Source organism: Fibrella aquatica (assembly GCF_041321135.1).
GTDB classification, from domain to species: Bacteria; Bacteroidota; Bacteroidia; order Cytophagales; family Spirosomataceae; genus Fibrella; species Fibrella aquatica.
The window spans coordinates 23,761-41,593 of sequence record NZ_JBGGWF010000021.1 but is presented as its reverse complement, the minus strand read 5'-3'; the positions used below and the strand labels follow the sequence as shown (position 1 = coordinate 41,593).

10 protein-coding genes are annotated in these 17,833 nt (G+C 55.7%); all 10 read right to left on the bottom strand.

Annotated features, from left to right (window positions below):
* Positions 1–128 precede the first annotated feature (128 nt).
* Entirely contained in the window at positions 129–1,490 is a 1,362-nt protein-coding gene (locus tag ACAW87_RS25400; RefSeq protein WP_370726479.1) for a Gfo/Idh/MocA family protein, read from the bottom strand.
* Between the two features lie 221 nt (positions 1,491–1,711).
* Positions 1,712–2,026, bottom strand: a complete 315-nt coding sequence (rhaM, locus tag ACAW87_RS25395; RefSeq protein ID WP_370726478.1) for an L-rhamnose mutarotase — start codon at positions 2,024–2,026, stop codon at positions 1,712–1,714.
* Between the two features lie 236 nt (positions 2,027–2,262).
* On the bottom strand, positions 2,263–5,109 hold the full coding sequence (locus tag ACAW87_RS25390) for a glycosyl hydrolase (protein ID WP_370726477.1): 2,847 nt from the start codon (positions 5,107–5,109) through the stop codon (positions 2,263–2,265).
* An 82-nt stretch (positions 5,110–5,191) separates the two neighbouring features.
* A complete protein-coding gene (locus tag ACAW87_RS25385; protein WP_370726476.1) occupies positions 5,192–6,334 on the bottom strand; it encodes a glycoside hydrolase family 88/105 protein in 1,143 nt (380 codons plus the stop codon).
* 317 nt (positions 6,335–6,651) lie between these two features.
* Positions 6,652–7,440 carry a rhamnogalacturonan acetylesterase gene (locus ACAW87_RS25380; protein ID WP_370726475.1) on the bottom strand — a complete coding sequence of 263 codons (789 nt, stop codon included), beginning with the start codon at positions 7,438–7,440 and terminating at the stop codon, positions 6,652–6,654.
* A 115-nt stretch (positions 7,441–7,555) separates the two neighbouring features.
* Entirely contained in the window at positions 7,556–9,421 is a 1,866-nt protein-coding gene (locus tag ACAW87_RS25375; RefSeq protein ID WP_370726474.1) for a rhamnogalacturonan lyase, read from the bottom strand.
* Positions 9,418–10,803 (bottom strand): arylsulfatase, encoded by a 1,386-nt coding sequence (locus tag ACAW87_RS25370; protein WP_370726473.1) that lies wholly within the window; start codon positions 10,801–10,803, stop codon positions 9,418–9,420. The genes ACAW87_RS25375 and ACAW87_RS25370 overlap by 4 nt, the downstream gene beginning before the upstream one ends.
* A 133-nt stretch (positions 10,804–10,936) precedes the next feature.
* Positions 10,937–12,265 carry a rhamnogalacturonan acetylesterase gene (locus ACAW87_RS25365; RefSeq protein WP_370726472.1) on the bottom strand — a complete coding sequence of 443 codons (1,329 nt, stop codon included), beginning with the start codon at positions 12,263–12,265 and terminating at the stop codon, positions 10,937–10,939.
* A gap of 234 nt (positions 12,266–12,499) precedes the next feature.
* Entirely contained in the window at positions 12,500–13,855 is a 1,356-nt protein-coding gene (locus tag ACAW87_RS25360) for a glycoside hydrolase family 88/105 protein (RefSeq protein ID WP_370726471.1), read from the bottom strand.
* 158 nt (positions 13,856–14,013) lie between these two features.
* Complete coding sequence (locus tag ACAW87_RS25355; protein ID WP_370726470.1) at positions 14,014–17,745, bottom strand: DUF4450 domain-containing protein; 3,732 nt, start codon at positions 17,743–17,745, stop codon at positions 14,014–14,016.
* Between the last annotated feature and the right edge of the window lie 88 nt (positions 17,746–17,833).

The window sequence follows — 17,833 nt, the reverse complement described above, 5'->3', positions numbered from 1 at the left end:
CTGCTGGCGCATTCGTATTGCTTACGCACTAGCGAACCGGCGTAAGCAATACGAATGCGCCAGCAGGCTCCCTTTAGGGCGGGACGGTCCGCCGCCGCGGGGCTATGCCGAGAAATCTAGCAACGTACCTAGCCCTTCACCGCCAGCGGTTTCAACTCGGTCAAATCAGCGATGTTTATGGGTTTGCCGGAATCGACGCTTTTACGGGCGGCAATGCCAACCAGAATCGCCATCGCTCCATCGCGGCTACCCGCCGACTGCCGGAAGGTATCGGGTGCTTTCGGGTTGCGGAAAATCTTGTCGCGAAGCAGGGCATCACCGCCACCGTGACCCTCGGCCTGTGGCACGCGAATCGTTTCGATTTTGCCGAAGTTGTGCGAGATCATAATCTCGTCGTACGGTTCCAGCGTCATCGCGCCAGTTTCTTTGATCCAGGCTTCAATGCGGCCTTTAGTACCGTTGAACGCAATGCGGTAGCCTTCGTAAGGTGAATAGGTCGTCAGCGAATAAGCCACGTTCACCCCGTTGGCATAGTGGATCGTAGCGGCCATCTTATCAAAGATGTTGATGTCTTCTTTGAAAACGCAACCGTCACGCAGGTAACCGTCGCGCTTCTCGTTATCGGCATACAGAGCCATCAGACGCTTGTCTTTGGTCATGTCGAAATAAAACGAGCACTTGTCTTTGAACGTACAGGGCCGGCAGTTCGTCGACCGGAACGGGCCATTTTTACCGTAGTTATCGAGCGATGCCTGGGCGTAGACTGTTTGTGGTTCCGATTCGAGCCACCAGTTCAGCAGATCGAAATGGTGACTGGCTTTGTGTACCCAAAGCGAGCCGCTATTCTCGCGTAGCCGGTGCCAGCGACGGAAATAATCGGCGCCGTGTTTCACATCCAGATACCAGTGAAAATCGACTGACGTTACTTTACCGATGGTGTCGGCGCGTAGCAGTTCATACAGTTTCTGGCGGTGTGGCGAATAGCGGTAGTTGAACGTCACGGTGACCTTTTTGCCCGTTTTGCGTTCAGCTTCCAGAATGGCGTTGCACTTGCTTTCGTCGGTCGTCATCGGCTTTTCCGTGATGATGTCCGCGCCCATTTCCATGCCTTTGATGATGAACTGATCGTGCGTGGCATCGACCGTTGTCACGATGAGCAGGTCGGGTTTCGCCTCCTTCATCATCTTGTCGAAATCGGTGTAGAGCGGGCAGGTCACGTTCAGCATCTTCCGCGCCGTTTCGGCCCGACCAGGGTTCTTGTCGCACAGGCCGACGAACTCGACCAGATCACCAAACTCCTTCGCGACCGGTACGCCCCACATGCTCGTGCCCCGGTGACCGGTACCGACCATCGCTATCCGGCGTTTCACCGCCGAATTCGGATCAATTGATGCGGCAATGGCCGCCATGCTGCTGGCGGAAATCAGTCCGGCCGTGGCTACGGCTGACTGCTGAATAAATGTTCTTCGGGAAAGGTTTTCGGTCGACATAGGGAAATGAATGTATCGGTAATGAGAAAAAAACAGATAAACACAGAGGCGCAGAGAACACAGAGTTTTTTATTCTATACAACCAGTTCACTAGCAGTCTAATGTAACTCTGAGTTCTCTGCGCCTCTGTCTTTATCTAATCTTGCTCTAGCTTTTAAATGCTATTAAACATCCTACAAATCTACTTTTCCAAGCCGCCTAACCTTCCCGTACCTACCTGCCTAATCAGCATGGAAAATAAACTCCAGCGGCTTGGCTACGGGCGAATTATCCGGGTTCGTGTCCATCAGATCGGCCATGTAGGCCCACCAGCGCTTCATCACATCCAGTTCGGGCAGGGCGTCGGCAGTGTGACCGGGTAAACGTTTCTGCACGGCGAATAACGTACCTGACGTCGGGTCGAGGTAGATCGAGTAATCGCGGATGCCCGCTTCGGTCAACGCTACCGATAGTTCCGGCCAAATCTCATCATGCCGACGTTTGTATTCCGCCACAACCCCGGGCTTCAACTGCATGGTAAAGGCTACTTCTTCCATTTTTTGTGGTTTTGTTTTGGGGGTAGTGACTGGCGCGAGCATTTGCTCGTGCCCCTTATGTCGCAAGCATTCGCTTGCACAGCGCAAGAGCGCAAGAGCGCAACTAGGGTAGAGAATATGTAGAGAATGAGAAACCAGCTACTGTATTGATTCGCTACCGCATTGCCCTATCGGACTGCAAGCGAATGCTTGCGACATAGAGGGCACGAGTACATACTCGCGCCAGCTTCGCTTTTTTACTTCACCGACACCACTGCAGCCGGTGTGATCGTTACAGGGCCTAGCAAACCAGACGGTTTTACGTCCCAGTTTTCGGCGGTGAAATTGCCGTCGGCGCCTCGGTTTTCTTTCAGGCGGGCCGACATGTTGATGTTGTAGAATTTCTTCCAGACCACCTGGTTCTTGTCCATGTCGATGATGCGGTTGGCCATGCTATTCGATACCGTAACGACCAGCGTGTTGGTCGCTTTCATAACCGATTTCGGAACGTTTACCTGATACACCGGACCAAGCAACGTACCCAGCTTAACGCCGTTTAGCTGCACCTGCGCACTTTCGGCAACACCACCCAGATCGAGCAGGTAGTCATTCGCCGCGTCGGTTGGCATTGGGAACGTGATCGAATAAGTGGCCGTGCCCGAGAATTTCTTAACAGCATCGCCGTCCAGTTTCGTCCACGATCCGAGGTCAGTTGCTTGCACCGGTTTGGGCAACTCGGGGCCACCTTTCACGAAGTTGATGGTCCAGTTACCGGTAATAGGCTGGGCCGGGGCCGTCGCTTTCCGGTACGTGTAAGCTCGTCCGCTAACGGCCGTGTTGGTTAGGTCCAGCAGGCACGATTCTCCGGGGGCCAGTTGCAGATAGACTTCGCTGCCCATACTTGTGGCGCGGATCGACGCCATGCCGGTTTGGCCCGTCATCGGGTTGTACAAGGCCGCCGACTTAGCCGGTGATTGAAGCGGTATCCAGCCATCAATGGCTTTCTCGCCCCAGTTGGCAACGAAGTAGTAATGACCGGTTTTGGTGGCCCGACGAATACACTGCAAGCCGTTATCCAGCATCGTTTCGCGGTTGACGCCCGCCGCTACCAGCAATTGATCTACGTTTTTCCCCGTCAGAATCTGCCCTTTCCCGCCCACTTCGGCCCGTTGCACTTCCTTTGTATTGGTGAATGTCAGGCCAGCCAGCAAACTTTTGAACGTAGCCCGACGTGCGTCCAGATTACCCATACCGTTCACGTCTTCCGGCATTCCACCCGCAAAAACAACGGTTGCCCCGTTCTGGGCTAGTTTTAACAACTGTTGCAACGTACCCAGCGGCATGTACTTCGACTCCGGCACCAGAATGGTTTTGTACGCATTACCACCGGTTTGCAGCTTGCCTCCCGCCGTAGTTACCCCGAGCAATTGTTTGTCGGAAATGAAATCGAACGCGTAGCCTTTTGCCAGCATCGACTCCGTTTGTTCCTCCACCGGCAGGCCTTTAAACCCATGGTCGATGCCGTCGAAATGCTGCAACAGCACCTTGCCGGGACGCGTGTAGGCATCGTAGATGGGCAGGTAGACAAGCACGTCGTTGTCGGGTTTACCGGCTTGGAGGAACGACTGGCAACGCGCTACGTAAGTATTCAACGTACTGAAATCGGTCCAGAAGCTGTTATTGGGGTTGAAATGCACGGCGGCGTAGAACAGCCAGCCCGGCCAAGGAGCGCTTTGGGGCGAGTAGTTGGTGCCGTGGTAAAATGTATGGTTCACGCCGCCCAGCAGAAAGCGATCCATGTCTTTCTTGATGTCGCTCAGTTTCGACAGAAAATGCTCATTATCCCAGGTTGCCGATTCCGACGATGTTAGTTGTTTACCCATCACGTGCGCCGCCGACGAGGCGAATTTGATGCGAAGCAGCTCCGTTCCTTCAATCTCCGGAATGTCGGTAATCGCGTAGAGATCGAGGATATTGGCGGGCGAACCGTGGGCCTGATTCCGGATCAGCTTACCCCTACCCTTTGCCCAGGTACTCCAGGTTTTGGTGTAGTTTTCGAGCAACAACTCCGAGATCGTTTCCCGGTAATCGCTCAGCACCCGCTTGTTGGTTTCGTCAACGTCTTTGCCGAACAGGGCGGGCAAATGGGCTTTCAGGTCGTAGCCGCGCCGCTTGCTGAATTCGGCAAACATGTTCGGCGTCCAGTTGCCCTCACCTGATGCGTCATCCACTTCGTATGAATCATTGAAGAACGCCCGCAGTGATTTCAGGTTATAGCCTTTAAACGCCTGATCGAACCGTTGCAGATAATGGTCAGTAGCGGTTTTCGAAAAGTGATCGATCACGTCGCCCTCACCGCCGGGGCCAGCCCGCTCGACCTGCTTGCCATGCCAGCCTTCAAAAACGGCAAACAACGTCCACTTCCCCTCAGGAGCAGTCCAGTTCAACGTACCTGACTTATCCACGCGGCTGGTCAGCTCAACGGGTTCACCTTTCTCAGGATAGGCCATCAGGCTTTGCAACGGCATCGGTTTCTCGAAACGTACCTGATCGAAGGCGTGCCGTTGCAGATCGGGATTTTTCGCGATTGGGTCGATTAGCTTTTTAATGTCGATCGGCTCGCCTACCACCCGCATGAGTGGCTTCTGCATGTACGTCACCGGCTCTTTCAGCGACTCGCCACCCTTTACGGTGTAGCTGCTGTAGGCCACGTATTTGCAGGCATCTTCCGGCGTCACCCACGGACCGCCAAACGGCCAGCCCGATGCCTGCGCCAGATCGACACCCATACCCAGCCGCTGCGCTTCGGTGAGCGTGTGCGTAAGGCGATCCATCCATTTCGGCGACAGGAAGCTGATAAACTGCTTTTCTTCACCCTTGACGCCATAGATCGGGGTGATTTCAACGCCCCCCAACCCGGCTTTCTGGTATTGCTCCATCAGGCGGGTGAGGTCTTTGTCGTTCACGGCGCTGCCCATCCACCACCAGCGCGTCCAGGGTTTAGCCTGCTGAGTAATAGTCGGCCATTTCGGCTGGCTGTAAGCAGGTTGCGGGCTACCCAACCCGGCTAAAGCCACCAGGGCTGGAAGTATGTATTTTTTCATTTCAGTTAAGGAGGAATTTAGGATTGGTGGTGTATGTGTTGCTTCACGCTGTAGGTTGCTTCGTGAAGCTACCACCACCACTTCACTTCAATTTATACACTTCGGCACCGGCGAGCAGGAAGCAGCCGAGGCCGTAGTCTTCAAAATCAGGTTTGCTGGTAAACGTTACCGGCTGCCCTTCCTTCGGCTCTTTGCCCGTTCCCTGTACCCAGCCCAGCCGACCGTCGGTATCGACGCTTTCGGTGGCCATGGCGTTCCAGCCTTTGGCTACGATGGGCGCGTACACCTTTTTGTCGAGCAGGCCGTTGCGCGTTCCCCAGGCCATACCGTATACGAATAGAGCAGTGCCGGTCATTTCTTTACCCCCGAAATTGGTCGGATCGTGCAAACTAACGTTCCAGTAGCCATCAGCGCGTTGTAGCGGGACCAGCGCTTTCATCATGGCCAGGTACGTTTGCTCGTATTCGGCGCGGTGCGGGGCGTCTTTCGGCATAATCTCCAGCACCTTCACCAGGGCAGCCACCACCCAGCCGTTACCCCGCGACCAATAGCAGTCTTCACCGTTGGGCTCTTTGTAGGGTGGCACAAAATCCTTGTCGCGCCACCACAAACCGTCTTTTGGGTTGTAAAGGCCATTGCCGCCGTGCTTCGTTTTCGAGTACATATATATCTGATACATCTTCTCGTAATAGGCAGGATTCTTGTAGATCACGCCCAGCTTGGCAAATACAGGCATAGCCATCTGAAGAGCATCGATCCAGTTCCAGTCATCCACTTTTGAACTAGCCACCATCGAATCAATCGACGCCTTAATATCGTGAATCCGTTGGGGCTGCCGGTCGATCAGGTAGAGGTCAATGTAGGTCTGGCCGCAGCATTGGTCGTCGGCGTTGCGGGTTCTGATGCCGCTTCGCATGCCCCATTTGTGCGCCATGCCCCAATCGACAGCATAATCGTAGTAGCGTTTCTGCTTGTCAGTTTTGTAAAGCGCCATCAGGCCTTCGTAATACACGGCCCGCGTCCAGATGTTGCTGGGGCGGGTTTTGTTGGTCACGATTTCCTTGCCGGTATCGGGCCACTTCGCCATGAAGTAGTCATTGGCCAGCGTCATTTTGGCCAGAATCTCCTTTTTAGCGGGCAGCTTCTGCGCGTTAGCAGTCAGCGTCAATGTCAGCAGCAAGGCAATGCCAGGTACGTTACGAAGCAACGGTAAGGTATTTTTCATCGATTAAGAATTGACCGGGAATAGAATGAGAATAGTAAGAGGTAAAGTAGGTTGCGACAAATAGTATATGCCTCCTGAACTCTCCTGCTATAGGGGGAAAAGATGTGCGTGGCCCTTTCGTGAAGCTGGCGCGAGTGTTTACTCGTGCCGTTTATGTCGCAAGCATTCGCTTGCTCAGCGCGAAAGCGCAACTGTAGCTGGCTATTTGTTCACTACAGTATCGCTTCTATAACTTGACTGCGCGTTCGCGCTGTGCAAGCAGATGCTTGCGACATAAGAGACACGAGTGAACACTCGCGCCAGCTTCACGAAAGCCATCACAACTTCACCACATACTGGTTCAACGAGCAGTCTTTCAATTGCTGAAGGCCTTCCACCACGGCGGCGGCGTTGTATTTGGCACCGTTGTAATTGGTGTGGGTATGATCGCCGGGAAAGAAATCGGCTTTCAGTTTGGCTTCGTCGTAACCGGCTTCGTATTTCTTCGCAATGATCTCGTTCAGGTCGATATAAAACGCATCACCCGCCGTAGCCGATTCAGCAGCCCACTTGCCGTAACTGCCCGAGCCACGCTCTACTTTTCCCTGTTTCCAGACATTGCGCGGCACCAGCGAACACACGATCGGCGTCGCGCCTTTTGCTTTCGTATCAGCAATGTATTTCTTCATGTACCAACCAAACGAATGCACGATTTCATGCTTTTTGGTCATCATGTTGTCGATCTCCTGTGTTTCGTCGCCCATGCCTCTGATCGAGCCACGGGCGCGGGTGCTGTCATTGATGGCCCCGCCGTCGTTATGGCCAAACTGCATAATCACGTAATCGCCGGGAGCCAGTCGGGCCATGATCTTATCCCAGCGCCCTTCGGTCAGGAACGTGCGACTGCTGCGCCCACCAATGGCGTGGTTTTCAATGTGAATACGGGTGGTGTCGAAATGCGCGGGAATCAGGCTTCCCCAGCCCCACAGCCCATCTGACCCTTTCCCGGAACCATTCCGAACGGTGGAATCACCAATGATATACAACGTCGGGCGCGGTGCCTGCATCGCGGCAACTGCGGCGAAAGCGATAAGGGCAAACAGGGTTAGTTTGAGGTATGTTTTCATGCTAATTTTTGATGGAGGTTTGATGGATTGTGTTAGGGTTGGTTTAAGTGTGTGGGCTGTTGTATGGGCTGTTTAGGATTTGCAATCCTGAACAGCGTCAGAAGCCTACCAGCACTCATTTCAACGTCGTTATAATAGTCGGCTTTGGCGGGGTTTTCATGCCTGCGCCGATGTGGAAACTGGTGTGGGGGGGTTGGTTGTAGCCAACGTTTTGCCAGGCGATGCTGAGGCGGTATTGCGGGTCGTGCATGAGCGTGTAAAGGCGGTGCTCCGTTGGGATGGTCGTGGTGTAGATACGTAGGCTTTTGCCATCATTGGCGCGGAAGACAACTTCTTCGCGCCAGTCGCCAAAGAGGTCGGCACTGAGGGCAGGCGTTGATTTAGAACCGTTATTCGAGGAGCAATCCGTGGCAGTGAGCAGGCGGGTGGCGGGGGCTCCGTTCTGGTATTTGTCGATGTGATTTCCGTCGAGCAGTTCGCGGGTCAGGTCGCCATCCCACCAGCACAGAAAATTCGTCGACGGTGGACTATTACCAATGCGTTTGCCTTTAGCGTCGTACAGCCCATCGCTACCCGACCACCACATTTCGCCGCCGGGGTTTGTTGGGTCAATATCAGCCGCTACGCCACGGCCGACGTCTTTTCCAGGAAACGCACCCCAGATGATTTCACCCGTTCGGGCATCGTAGAGCGCTGCGCCATACCCGTTTTCGTAGCCTTCTACTTTTTCTTCATTCTCATGAATACCCCAGGCCTCCAGACCCGGCCGGGCGGGGTCGAGATCGGTGACGTGCAGCGCGTCGCCGTGGCGGAGTTTGGTCGTAAACAAGCCCTGCCCCGTATCGTCAACCACCATTGAGCCGTACACGATTTCGTCTTTTCCATCGGCATCAACATCTGTAACAGTCAAGTTGTGATTGCCCATACCCGAGAAGCCGGGCTTGTCTTTTGAATCGAACACCCAACGCGATGTCAGTTTACCACCGCGCCAGTCCCAGGCGGCCAGTACAGTTCGGCCGTAATAGCCCCGGCACATGACTACGCTCGGCAGTTGACCGTCCAGATACGCCACGCAGGCCAGAAACCGGTCGACGCGGTTGCCATTGTTGTCGGTGCCGCCGTTACCGCCAATGCCACCCCAGCCATCGGTCGGGTAACGCGAAGGAACGTAATCGGTAGTGGCCAAGGCCGCGCCGGTTTTTCCGTCGAAAATGGTGAAGTATTCGGGGCCGTCCAGAATTTTACCGTCGGCACGTACCCAGTGCTTTGTTGAATCGCCGATGACTTTGCCTTGTCCATCGATGGTGCCATCGGCGGTTTTGCAGGCCACTTCGGCCCGACCGTCTCCGTCGAGGTCGTAGACCATGAACTGTGTGTAGTGGGCCCCTTCGCGGATATTCTTGCCGAGGTTGATGCGCCAGAGCAACGTACCATCCATTTTGTAGCCCTCCAGAATAGGCGCGTCGCTCATGCCCGCCGAGCCGTTGTCGCGACCCCGTCCGGTTTGATGCAGCACAATATCGTAGTTGCCGTCGCCATCCAGATCTCCCGCCGAGGCATCGTTGGGAACGTACCCAACGGGCGTCTGTAGCGGAATGCTCAGGTACGATTGTGCAGGTGCTTTGGCCGCGAGCGTAAACGGTTCACTGGCGGGCTGTTCCTTACCCTTCAGCACCGCTTTCACCTCGTAGCGGGTCGGCTGACTCAGGTCAACGTCCTGATCGACGAAGTTGGTGCTTTGGGTAATCGGCTGTTTGTTCAGCTTTACTGCCTTGCCGCTGCCCGTTGTCCGGTACAGATTGAAAGAAAGGTCGATGGGTTCGGTACCCAGCAATCGCCAGCCAACGTACACCTTGCCATCACCCTGATTGACGGCCACTACGCCCCGGCTCAGGTTCTCCATCAGCCGCTGGGCACTGGCATGTTCACTGCCAATGAACAGACAGGCAATCGCAAAAAAAGTACAGATCAGGTTTTTCATCGTTGGGTTGTTTGTGCACCAGGCACCGGCCAGTAAGCCGATTCGCGGTGTGCCTGTTGCATGAGGGCAGTAAGTTGCTGAACGAGTTTCGGCTCCGATGCCGCCTGGTTGGTTTTTTCCTGTACATCGCGGCTCAGGTCGTATAATTCAACCGGCTGGCTGACGCTATTGCGAACGGCTTTCCAGTTACCCAGACGCACGGCCTGTTTCATGTCGCCTACTTTGCTGTCTTCGAGGTGAAACTCCCAATACAATGGCCGACCGGGTCGAGCCGCCATCTTGCCGCCGGTCAGCATCGGAAGTATAGACAGGCCATCGGTTGTTATCGGCTTTTTGTAGCCGGTCAAATCGGCAAACGTGGGCATGAAGTCCCAGAAGGCGACCGGGTACGTGTTCGTTGTACCCGCCTTGATATGGTTCGGCCAGCTAACGATCATCGGCTCGCGCAAACCGCCTTCGTACATCTCCCGTTTGATGCCCCGCAGCCCACCCGAACTGTTGAAAAAGGCCGCATCGAATGCCGGACTGTCGGGGCCACTGACGGCCAGTGTGGCGGGACCGTTGTCGCTCGTGAAGACGATCAGCGTGTTATCATCGAGCTTTAGTTGTTTCAGCAATTTTCGCAGATCGCCCACTTGCTGATCGAGGTGCGTTACCATCGAAGCGTAGATTTTTCCGCCTTCGGGCCAGTCTTTGCTGGCGTACTGCAGCTTCACGGCAAGCTGGTATTTGTCGTGCGGCAGGGTGGTAGCGAAGAAGATAAAGAACGGCTGTTCGGTATGCCCCTGCACGAAGGCTTTCAGCTTGTCGAAGCACCAGTCGGCGGTATAGATGCCTTTTTTACCCCCGCTGTTTTCGGGCAGTTGCACCACCGATTCGTTCAGGTCGAGGTGGTCGGTGTAGTAATCGTGGGCGTGGTTCTGGTCGAGGTAGCCCGCAAATTCATCGAACCCCTGCTTGTTGGGCGTCCCGCTCGAGCCTTTCGTACCCAGCCCCCATTTCCCGAAAATACCCGTGGCGTAGCCCTGCGCTTTGAACAGTTCGGCCATGGTAAAAATGCTATCGGGATACGAAACGCGGGTCCGATTCGGTCCGTAATTCCCTCGAATGTAGGTATGCCCGGTATGCTGCCCCGTCATCAACGAACTCCGCGACGGTGAACAAACCGATGTACCGGCATATGCCTGCGTAAAACGCATTCCCTCCTTCGCCAACTGGTCAATATTAGGCGTTTGAATCTCCTTCTGCCCGAAACAACCCAAGTCGCCGTAGCCCATATCATCGGCCAGGATGAAGATGACGTTAGGCTTTTTCGCCACCGATTGAAACCGAACAGCCGCGATGCATAGGGTTAGTAGGAGGAGAAAGAGGCGTTGTTTCATGTACGTTTTTGTTAGCTCGGGGCGTGTGGGTTGCTTTTTTGTCATCCCGACGACAGGAGGGATCTTGAGGTTTCCTTACGCCAGTGTTGTGCTAAACTCAAGATCCCTCCTGTCGTCGGGATGACAAAAAACCTCAATTTCCATCGGGTTTAATAGCAGTTATCATTGGACTTAGCGGCCAGTTCCAGGTGGCTAGCGGGTCGGGCTGGGCGGGGTTGAACGTACCCAGATCGGTTAGTAGCGATTTAGCCAGTTCAGGTACGTTCGTTCGGATACCCTCAACTACGCAGCGGGCGATTTCGTAGGCCCCATAGGTACTGAAATGGGTATTGTCTTTCAACGCCTCGGTCTGGCCGGGGAACGAGTTAGCGGGGTAATGCACGAAGGCTTTCAGCGACGTTTCAGGGCCCCAGCTTTCGTACATCGTTTTACTCATCGCGTTCAGATCGATCAGGGCCACGTTTTCTTCACGGGCGGTCTGCCGCATGGCTTCGGGGTAATCGCCCAGCGTGTTGGTAATGTGGCCGGTCGAGTCGAAGCTGCGGCGGTGCATGGAAGTAACCAGCACCGGAACGCCCCCTTTTTTGCGGGCTTCGCTGATAAACAACTTTACCTGCTCTTTGTAAGTCGTGAACGGCTCAACGTGGGCGCTGCCCTGTTTCTGGTCGTTGTGGGCAAATTCGATGAACAGGTAATCGCCGGGTTTCATCAGGCTCATGATCTTCTCCAGCCGCTTTTCGCTGACAAAACTTTTCAACGCCTCACCCGATTCGGCATGGTTGGCAATGGCGACCTTCCCCGCATCAAAGAAGCGCGGAATCATCTGTCCCCAGGCGGCCCAGGGCTCACGGTCCTGATCGACAACGGTGGAATTTCCCGCCAGAAAAACCGTCGTCGCCTTCTCATTGCGTCTGATCTCCACGGCGCATACCTTCGGATTTGGCCCGTTGAATTCCAGCGTCAGTTGATTGTCCCAGTTCAGATACCCGCGTTCGCGTGGTTTCAGCCGAACGTTCTGCTGGTCGTTGATTTTCGGGGTACGAACATTTACCGTAAACGTGCGCGTCTCGAACTGCCCGGCTTTCGTCACGATCTGCTCCGTCATCAGCCGCCGCGACTCAGCCCGCACCATCGTGGCCGATTCCCCGGTTTTGTCGCCCAGCGTCACGGTCACGTCGTAGTTACCCTCAGGTACGTCGACGGTGAAATAGAACGGTTTATCGCTGGTGCAATAATCGCCCGTCAGCGCGTTACGCCCGCCCCGATCAATCGCGGTGATCTGCGCTTCTTTCGTGAATCCGTAGCCCAGTTCCTTCGTGTATTGCGTAGCTGGCAACACGGCGGTATAACCTTTCGCTACCTTCCCCGAGCCGAAATCAAAATGGTAACTGGCTGGTGTTTGAGCCAGAGAGTTAGCCAGTGTCAGGATGAAGAGGCAGGTAATTGTGAATTGTTTTTTCATGCGTTGGCATGTAGCACCGAAGCTCCAGCTTCGATAGTGACTGACAAGCTTAGACTACCGAAGCTGGAGCTTCGGTGCTACGTGGCTTCGCGCTGTGTGTTGCTTTCGCATGGCCCTTCGACAGGCTCAGGGTGACAATGCACTCAAGCAGGTGCATGACGAACTTGGGTGGGATTGTCACCCTGAGCGGAGTCGAAGGGCCTAGCGCGCGAAGCATCATGCGTCAGCAACACTTTACCGTTTCTCCGTCAGTTGCAGCGAGCTGTCGTTGATCTCAAATGTCTTTTTCTTGAGCAAGTTGATCACTTCGGAACCTGCAAGCAGTACCGGGCCGTAGCTGTGGGCAGCGTAGATGTTGATGGGGCGGTGGTAGTAAAACGCCGGATCGAAGCCCATACCGGTGCCGACGCAGGTGCCTTCTACCTGACCGCTGTTAGTTACTTTGGTCGATACAGCGTTCCAGGCGAGCAGGGTCATGGGGGCATACGCCAGCGGGTCGATCCAGCTGCGGTTGATGGCGCGGGCGATGGAGTAGGTGTAGATCGCCGTGGCCGATGTTTCCAGGTAGGAATCAGTCCGGTCGAGCAGTTGGTGCCAGAAACCAGAACCAGACTGACAGGCGGCTAGTCCACGAACGTGCGCACGAAGCAGTTCCAACAACGCCGGTCGACCGGGATGGTTTTCGGGCAATACCTCCAGCAGTTCGACGGTCGTCATCAGGCCCCAGCCGTTCGCGCGTGCCCAGTGGAATTCAGGGTGAACGCTCATGCCCTCGACCCAGCCGTGCATGTACAGGCCTTTTTCCTTGTTGAACATGCGCTTCGCGAATTGCAGCACCTGCTTCACGGCCTCGTCATAATACTTTTTCTCGCCTGTCAGCTTACCCATCTGCGCCAGTGCAGGCACGCTCATGAACAGATCGTCGAGCCAGAGCGTGTTGGGCTGCGGCCGGTTACGAGCCAGCGTTCCATCGGCCAGACGATGCTCTTTTTTGGTGATGTAGTTCAGGTACGTATCGATCTGCGGCCGGAAATCGGTTTTCACGTTCCCCTTCCGGACTAATTTAATCATGGCCGCCGCCATTGCCCCGGCATCGTCGAGAGCGTGGGGGGCCAGCATAGGCCGGAGCGGTGTATTGGCGGTCGGGTCGGTCGCCACCTGATTCTTGAAATACGGGGTTATACCGACCAGAAACGCCAGCCGTTTGTTGGTGTATTCGGCGTAACGCGGGTCGCCGGTGGCTTCGCTAGCCAGCAGCATCCCGGCATAGGTGACGCCCCATTCGTAGCTGGTCAGCCGGTAATCGCCGGGCCTGATAATCGCGTTCGGATTGAACGTACCCAGATCGGTGATCGTCTTCCCAGTCGTTTTATCGACCAGTTCGGCCGGCGTAGTGGTGTCCAGGTATGTATACACCCGATCGAGCACCTTCGTTACATCGGCTACTTTGGGCTGGCCATACGGAACCGGATAATCGGGTTTCAGCAGGTGTAGCGGCGTGGTGGAATCGTTGGCTTTAGGCGCGTTCTGGGCAGTTATGGTCCCGCTGGTTAAGGCGAGGGCGGTTATTAGTAGGAATGTTTGTTTCATGGTTGGTTGGGGGAATACGTGCGTGTGTTGCTGACGCGCGTGTAGAGACCGGTCCGCCGGTGCGGCAAAATCTTGCGTCTCTACGGTAGCCGGATGGTACGCCGATTACGAACGAAAGATCAAAATCAATGCAGTGAATGGCGTCCTGCGGTCTCCTGCTATCGGGCCAGTGTCAGGCTCATCAAGCCGATAACAACGTCGTTGGCAATGGTTTTCAGCGTAAGGCTTTTTAGCATTTTCGATGGATTTAGCGGCAGGTCAAGCACGGTGGCGGCACCACCGGCAATTGATCGGCCATTGTGTTTTTGTTTCGATTCCTCGCCCGAAATGATCGCACCCGTTTTCAGGTGGACGCGGATTGGGCGGGGCTGTTTTAGGGAGAAAGCGAAACCATCGGTGTAATACTCTTTTTCGATCGGCCACCACGTTTCGGGATTGCGCAATGCCAGACTGTCGGTGCTGCCATCGGTATAGGTGACCACCACCGCGCCGTTGGTGAACTGGCTTTGCATCGGGTTGGTCGACCCCGCCATGAGTAACCAGGCGTGCGACGATTTACCCGTGAGCGGAATCGTTTGCTGACGAGGGTAATTATCCCACTGTGAGGTAAAGAGGATATTCTTCATATTAGCGCTGCCGGGCGTGCTGAACGGAATTCCTTGCGGCAGCACAATTCGGTTCGTTGAGCCCGCCAATTTCCGTAATCCACTATCGTCGATCTCGTGCACCTCAAGCGGATGCGGCCAATCACCGGTTCCTTGCCAGGGTAGCTGCAAGGTGGTCACCTGCGGACGAGGCGACAGGTATTTGTTCCGGAAAATCTGCGTCACCCGGTCGTTATGGTAGCGCGACAGGTCGATGGTTTCCAGCTTTTTATCCGTTTTCGCCGTCCAGTCAATCAGGCGTTCGGTCACGATGGTGCCGTTTGGAAGCCGGATTGATACGCTGTTGGTGCCGGGCAGCAAGTCGCTTTGGGGCACGGTAACGGCGTCTGATGGGCTGTCGGCAGGTACGTTCAGTGTAGTCTTGAAACCGTTGACGGTTACCGTTGCCTGAATCGCCGCGCCGGTGTTGTTCTGCAAGCGAAACGTCGGGCTACTGACCTCGGCTTCGTTGGGCAGCACCGTCACCGGCTTGTCGACCCGGAAGCAGAGCGGCATCCACCAGGTCAACGCACCTTGTTCTACCTGCAAAAAAGCCGTATACGTTCCCGGCGCGGCCTTGATCTGCGCCGTAACTCCCTGTGCCGTGCTTTTGATGTTGCTCAGTACCTGTTGCGGGTCTTTCGTCGTAATCACCCTTGCCCCGCTACCTTGCGCCCCCGCCAAGCGAGCGGACAGCGTGCTGCCCGTTGCGTATATCCGCTCCGGCGCTGGTAACACAGGTTTTGCCCCGTCCCAGCTCAGTTCGATCCGATACTCATCGGCCGATGGTGTAACAATCTCAATCACCGGTTTCCCGACCGATGCCGATACGTTAGCCCAGGCAACCGGTTTGCCGTTGACCGTCACCCGCTTCGGCTGCCCCTGCGCAGTCACCTGGAATTTGAGGTTAAGTTTCGTCGGAAAATCAGGGCGCAGTAGGTACGTATCCGTCCGGTTTTCCCGCTTGAAATCGAACGATAAATCGGGGATGTTTATGGATGCGTAATTCCAGGCGGCGGGTAGGCCGGGACGGATGGTCAGCGTCCTGTTCAGCGCGTCGGGCACGATACCGAACAGCCCCTCGACCAAGGCCCTTGAGAACATGCCGATCGGGTCGGCAAAATCGCGGTAGGCTTCGCCTCGCGTAGCGTCATAGTGCGAAATCTGGACGATGTTGCCGGGGCTTCCACCCATGTACATCGACGCCAGCACTTCACTTTTGAATAGGTTGAACGCCTCGTCGGTACGGCCCGCCTGCCAGTTGGCTAGTGCCGCGTGCATGGATTCGCCAAGCGCCACGTTGTTCAGCGACCAGGTGTAGGGCATCCAGTTGGTGGTCGAAATCGTATAGTAATTACCGTCGTCGAGGCCGGTGGCCCGAACGGGAATGTGCGGAATGTCGGTGTCGATATAACGCACGCTTTGCCAGGCTTGAAAGGCGTCGGGCACGTCGGAGTCGAGGCTGTGGTAGATGGTCCAGATGGCGGCGGCGGGGTGTACGAGTCGGTTGCCGAGCAGGTCTTTGTACTCGCCGTAAGTCCCCTTCGCGGGCAACCACAACAGCGCATTCATCGCTTTCCTGATCTTCTCCGATTCGCGCCGGAACGGAAGCGGGTCTTCGCCCAGCATCAGGGCAATTTCAGCCGCTTTTTTGTACGCCAGACAGTTGTAGGCCGACGTGTGCGTCACCCCTCCCCCACTGTATTGCAACGCATCACTGGCCCAAATGGCCGCGTAGGCGTCGTACAGGCCATCGCCATCGGGGTCGAAATTCCGGGTTTCCCAGGCAAGGTGCCGTTTCAGCACGGGCCAGGTTTCGCGCACGAACGCCAGATCACCGGTCCACTGATAATGCCGCAGCAGCGCGTCGATGTAGACCAGATTCATATCGTAATGGTGCGCCCGTGGATTCTTCCCGTTCGGGTCACGACTGATGTAGCCACTGGAAAACATGCCGGTGCCCAGCTTCTCCAGACTTCGTGACAGGTGCATGGCGGTGTCAGCTACAATCGGCCCCGCCCCCGGGCTCGCCACCTGCGATTCAGCGTAGGCTGAGAGGTGAGTTCGGGCGCGGTCGTGCCAGCCCAGCGGGTCGGCGGTGTAGGGACCGCGCCAGCCGTTCAGCCGCATCCGCCAGCCGATGGCACCGTGCATGTACGAGGGTGATTCCCAGACGGCATCAGACGCAACGGCCAACGCCCCACCAATCGTGTTGAGGTACGGGTCGGGTGTGTTCACCACCACGCGCCCGGCCAATTCTGCGCGCTTTTTCTCGGCTTGCTGAAACATGCCAGGTACGTCGGGATAGGCAATGGAGGATTTGGTGGTGGGGTTATAGATAGTCAGGTACGTGTCGGTATCCGGCGTGACGGTCAGTTTACCAACCAGTACGGGCGCTTTTTCGGGCGATGATTGTTCCAGCGTCAGCGGGGAGCTTAGCTTCGTGGCATCGCCAACTTTCAGGATCGATCCGGGCGGGAACGTACCCAACAGGCGTTGTTCTTTGGCGGGTTTGACCGGTTGTTTGGCGTCTTCCACGAAATAGCGCCCGTCGGGGCCAACTTGCAGGCCGGCTCCGTAGGTCAGCGAGAATCCCGCTGAAGCAGAACTGGCTGTACCTGAGCTAATGGCGTAGCTGTTGTCTTTACAGTTTTCGGGTTTGAGGTAAAAGCTCGATTCCGGGTCGGGCCCCATGTCGCCATCGCGGGAGAACTTCTTACCACTTGCCCCGCCAAATGCCCAAATCAGCGCAACGGATTTAGGTAGAGCCTGCCCCGCCTCGGCGGGATTCTGGAAGCGTGTTTTCAGCACGAACCCTTCGCCATCGGCCAATGCCTGTATCTCCAACTGGCACTGCCCACCGCCTAGCAGCGGGTCGCTGATCGTGTACAGCATGGCACCGGGCCGATAACGCGCGGTGATCGTTTGCGCATCGGTGAGCCATTTACTCTGTCCGTCAATGATGACACCGATTTTCAGGTTGCCGCCCATCCCAGGCATATACAAAGCAAATTCCGGCCGGTCGCCCGTTTCGATTCGAAAAGCCGTATTGGTGCCGTAGATAGCGCGGGTAAACAGGCGTTTTCCGTTGGTGATGACAAAATCGGTGCCATCGGGTCGGTAACGAAGTTCACGCTGCTGATTATGCCATAGGTTAGTTGGCAGTTTCACCGGGTACAGTTCCTGGGAATAAGCAGGTTGCAGCAGCAACAGGCAGAGCAGTAGGCGGGGAAGGTGGTTTTTCATCTTTAAGAGGTGTCTTATGTCTGCTGTTGTGTCTTGCTTCGCGCTATAGGCTGCTTTCGCATGGCCCTTCGACTAGGCGTCCCCGACA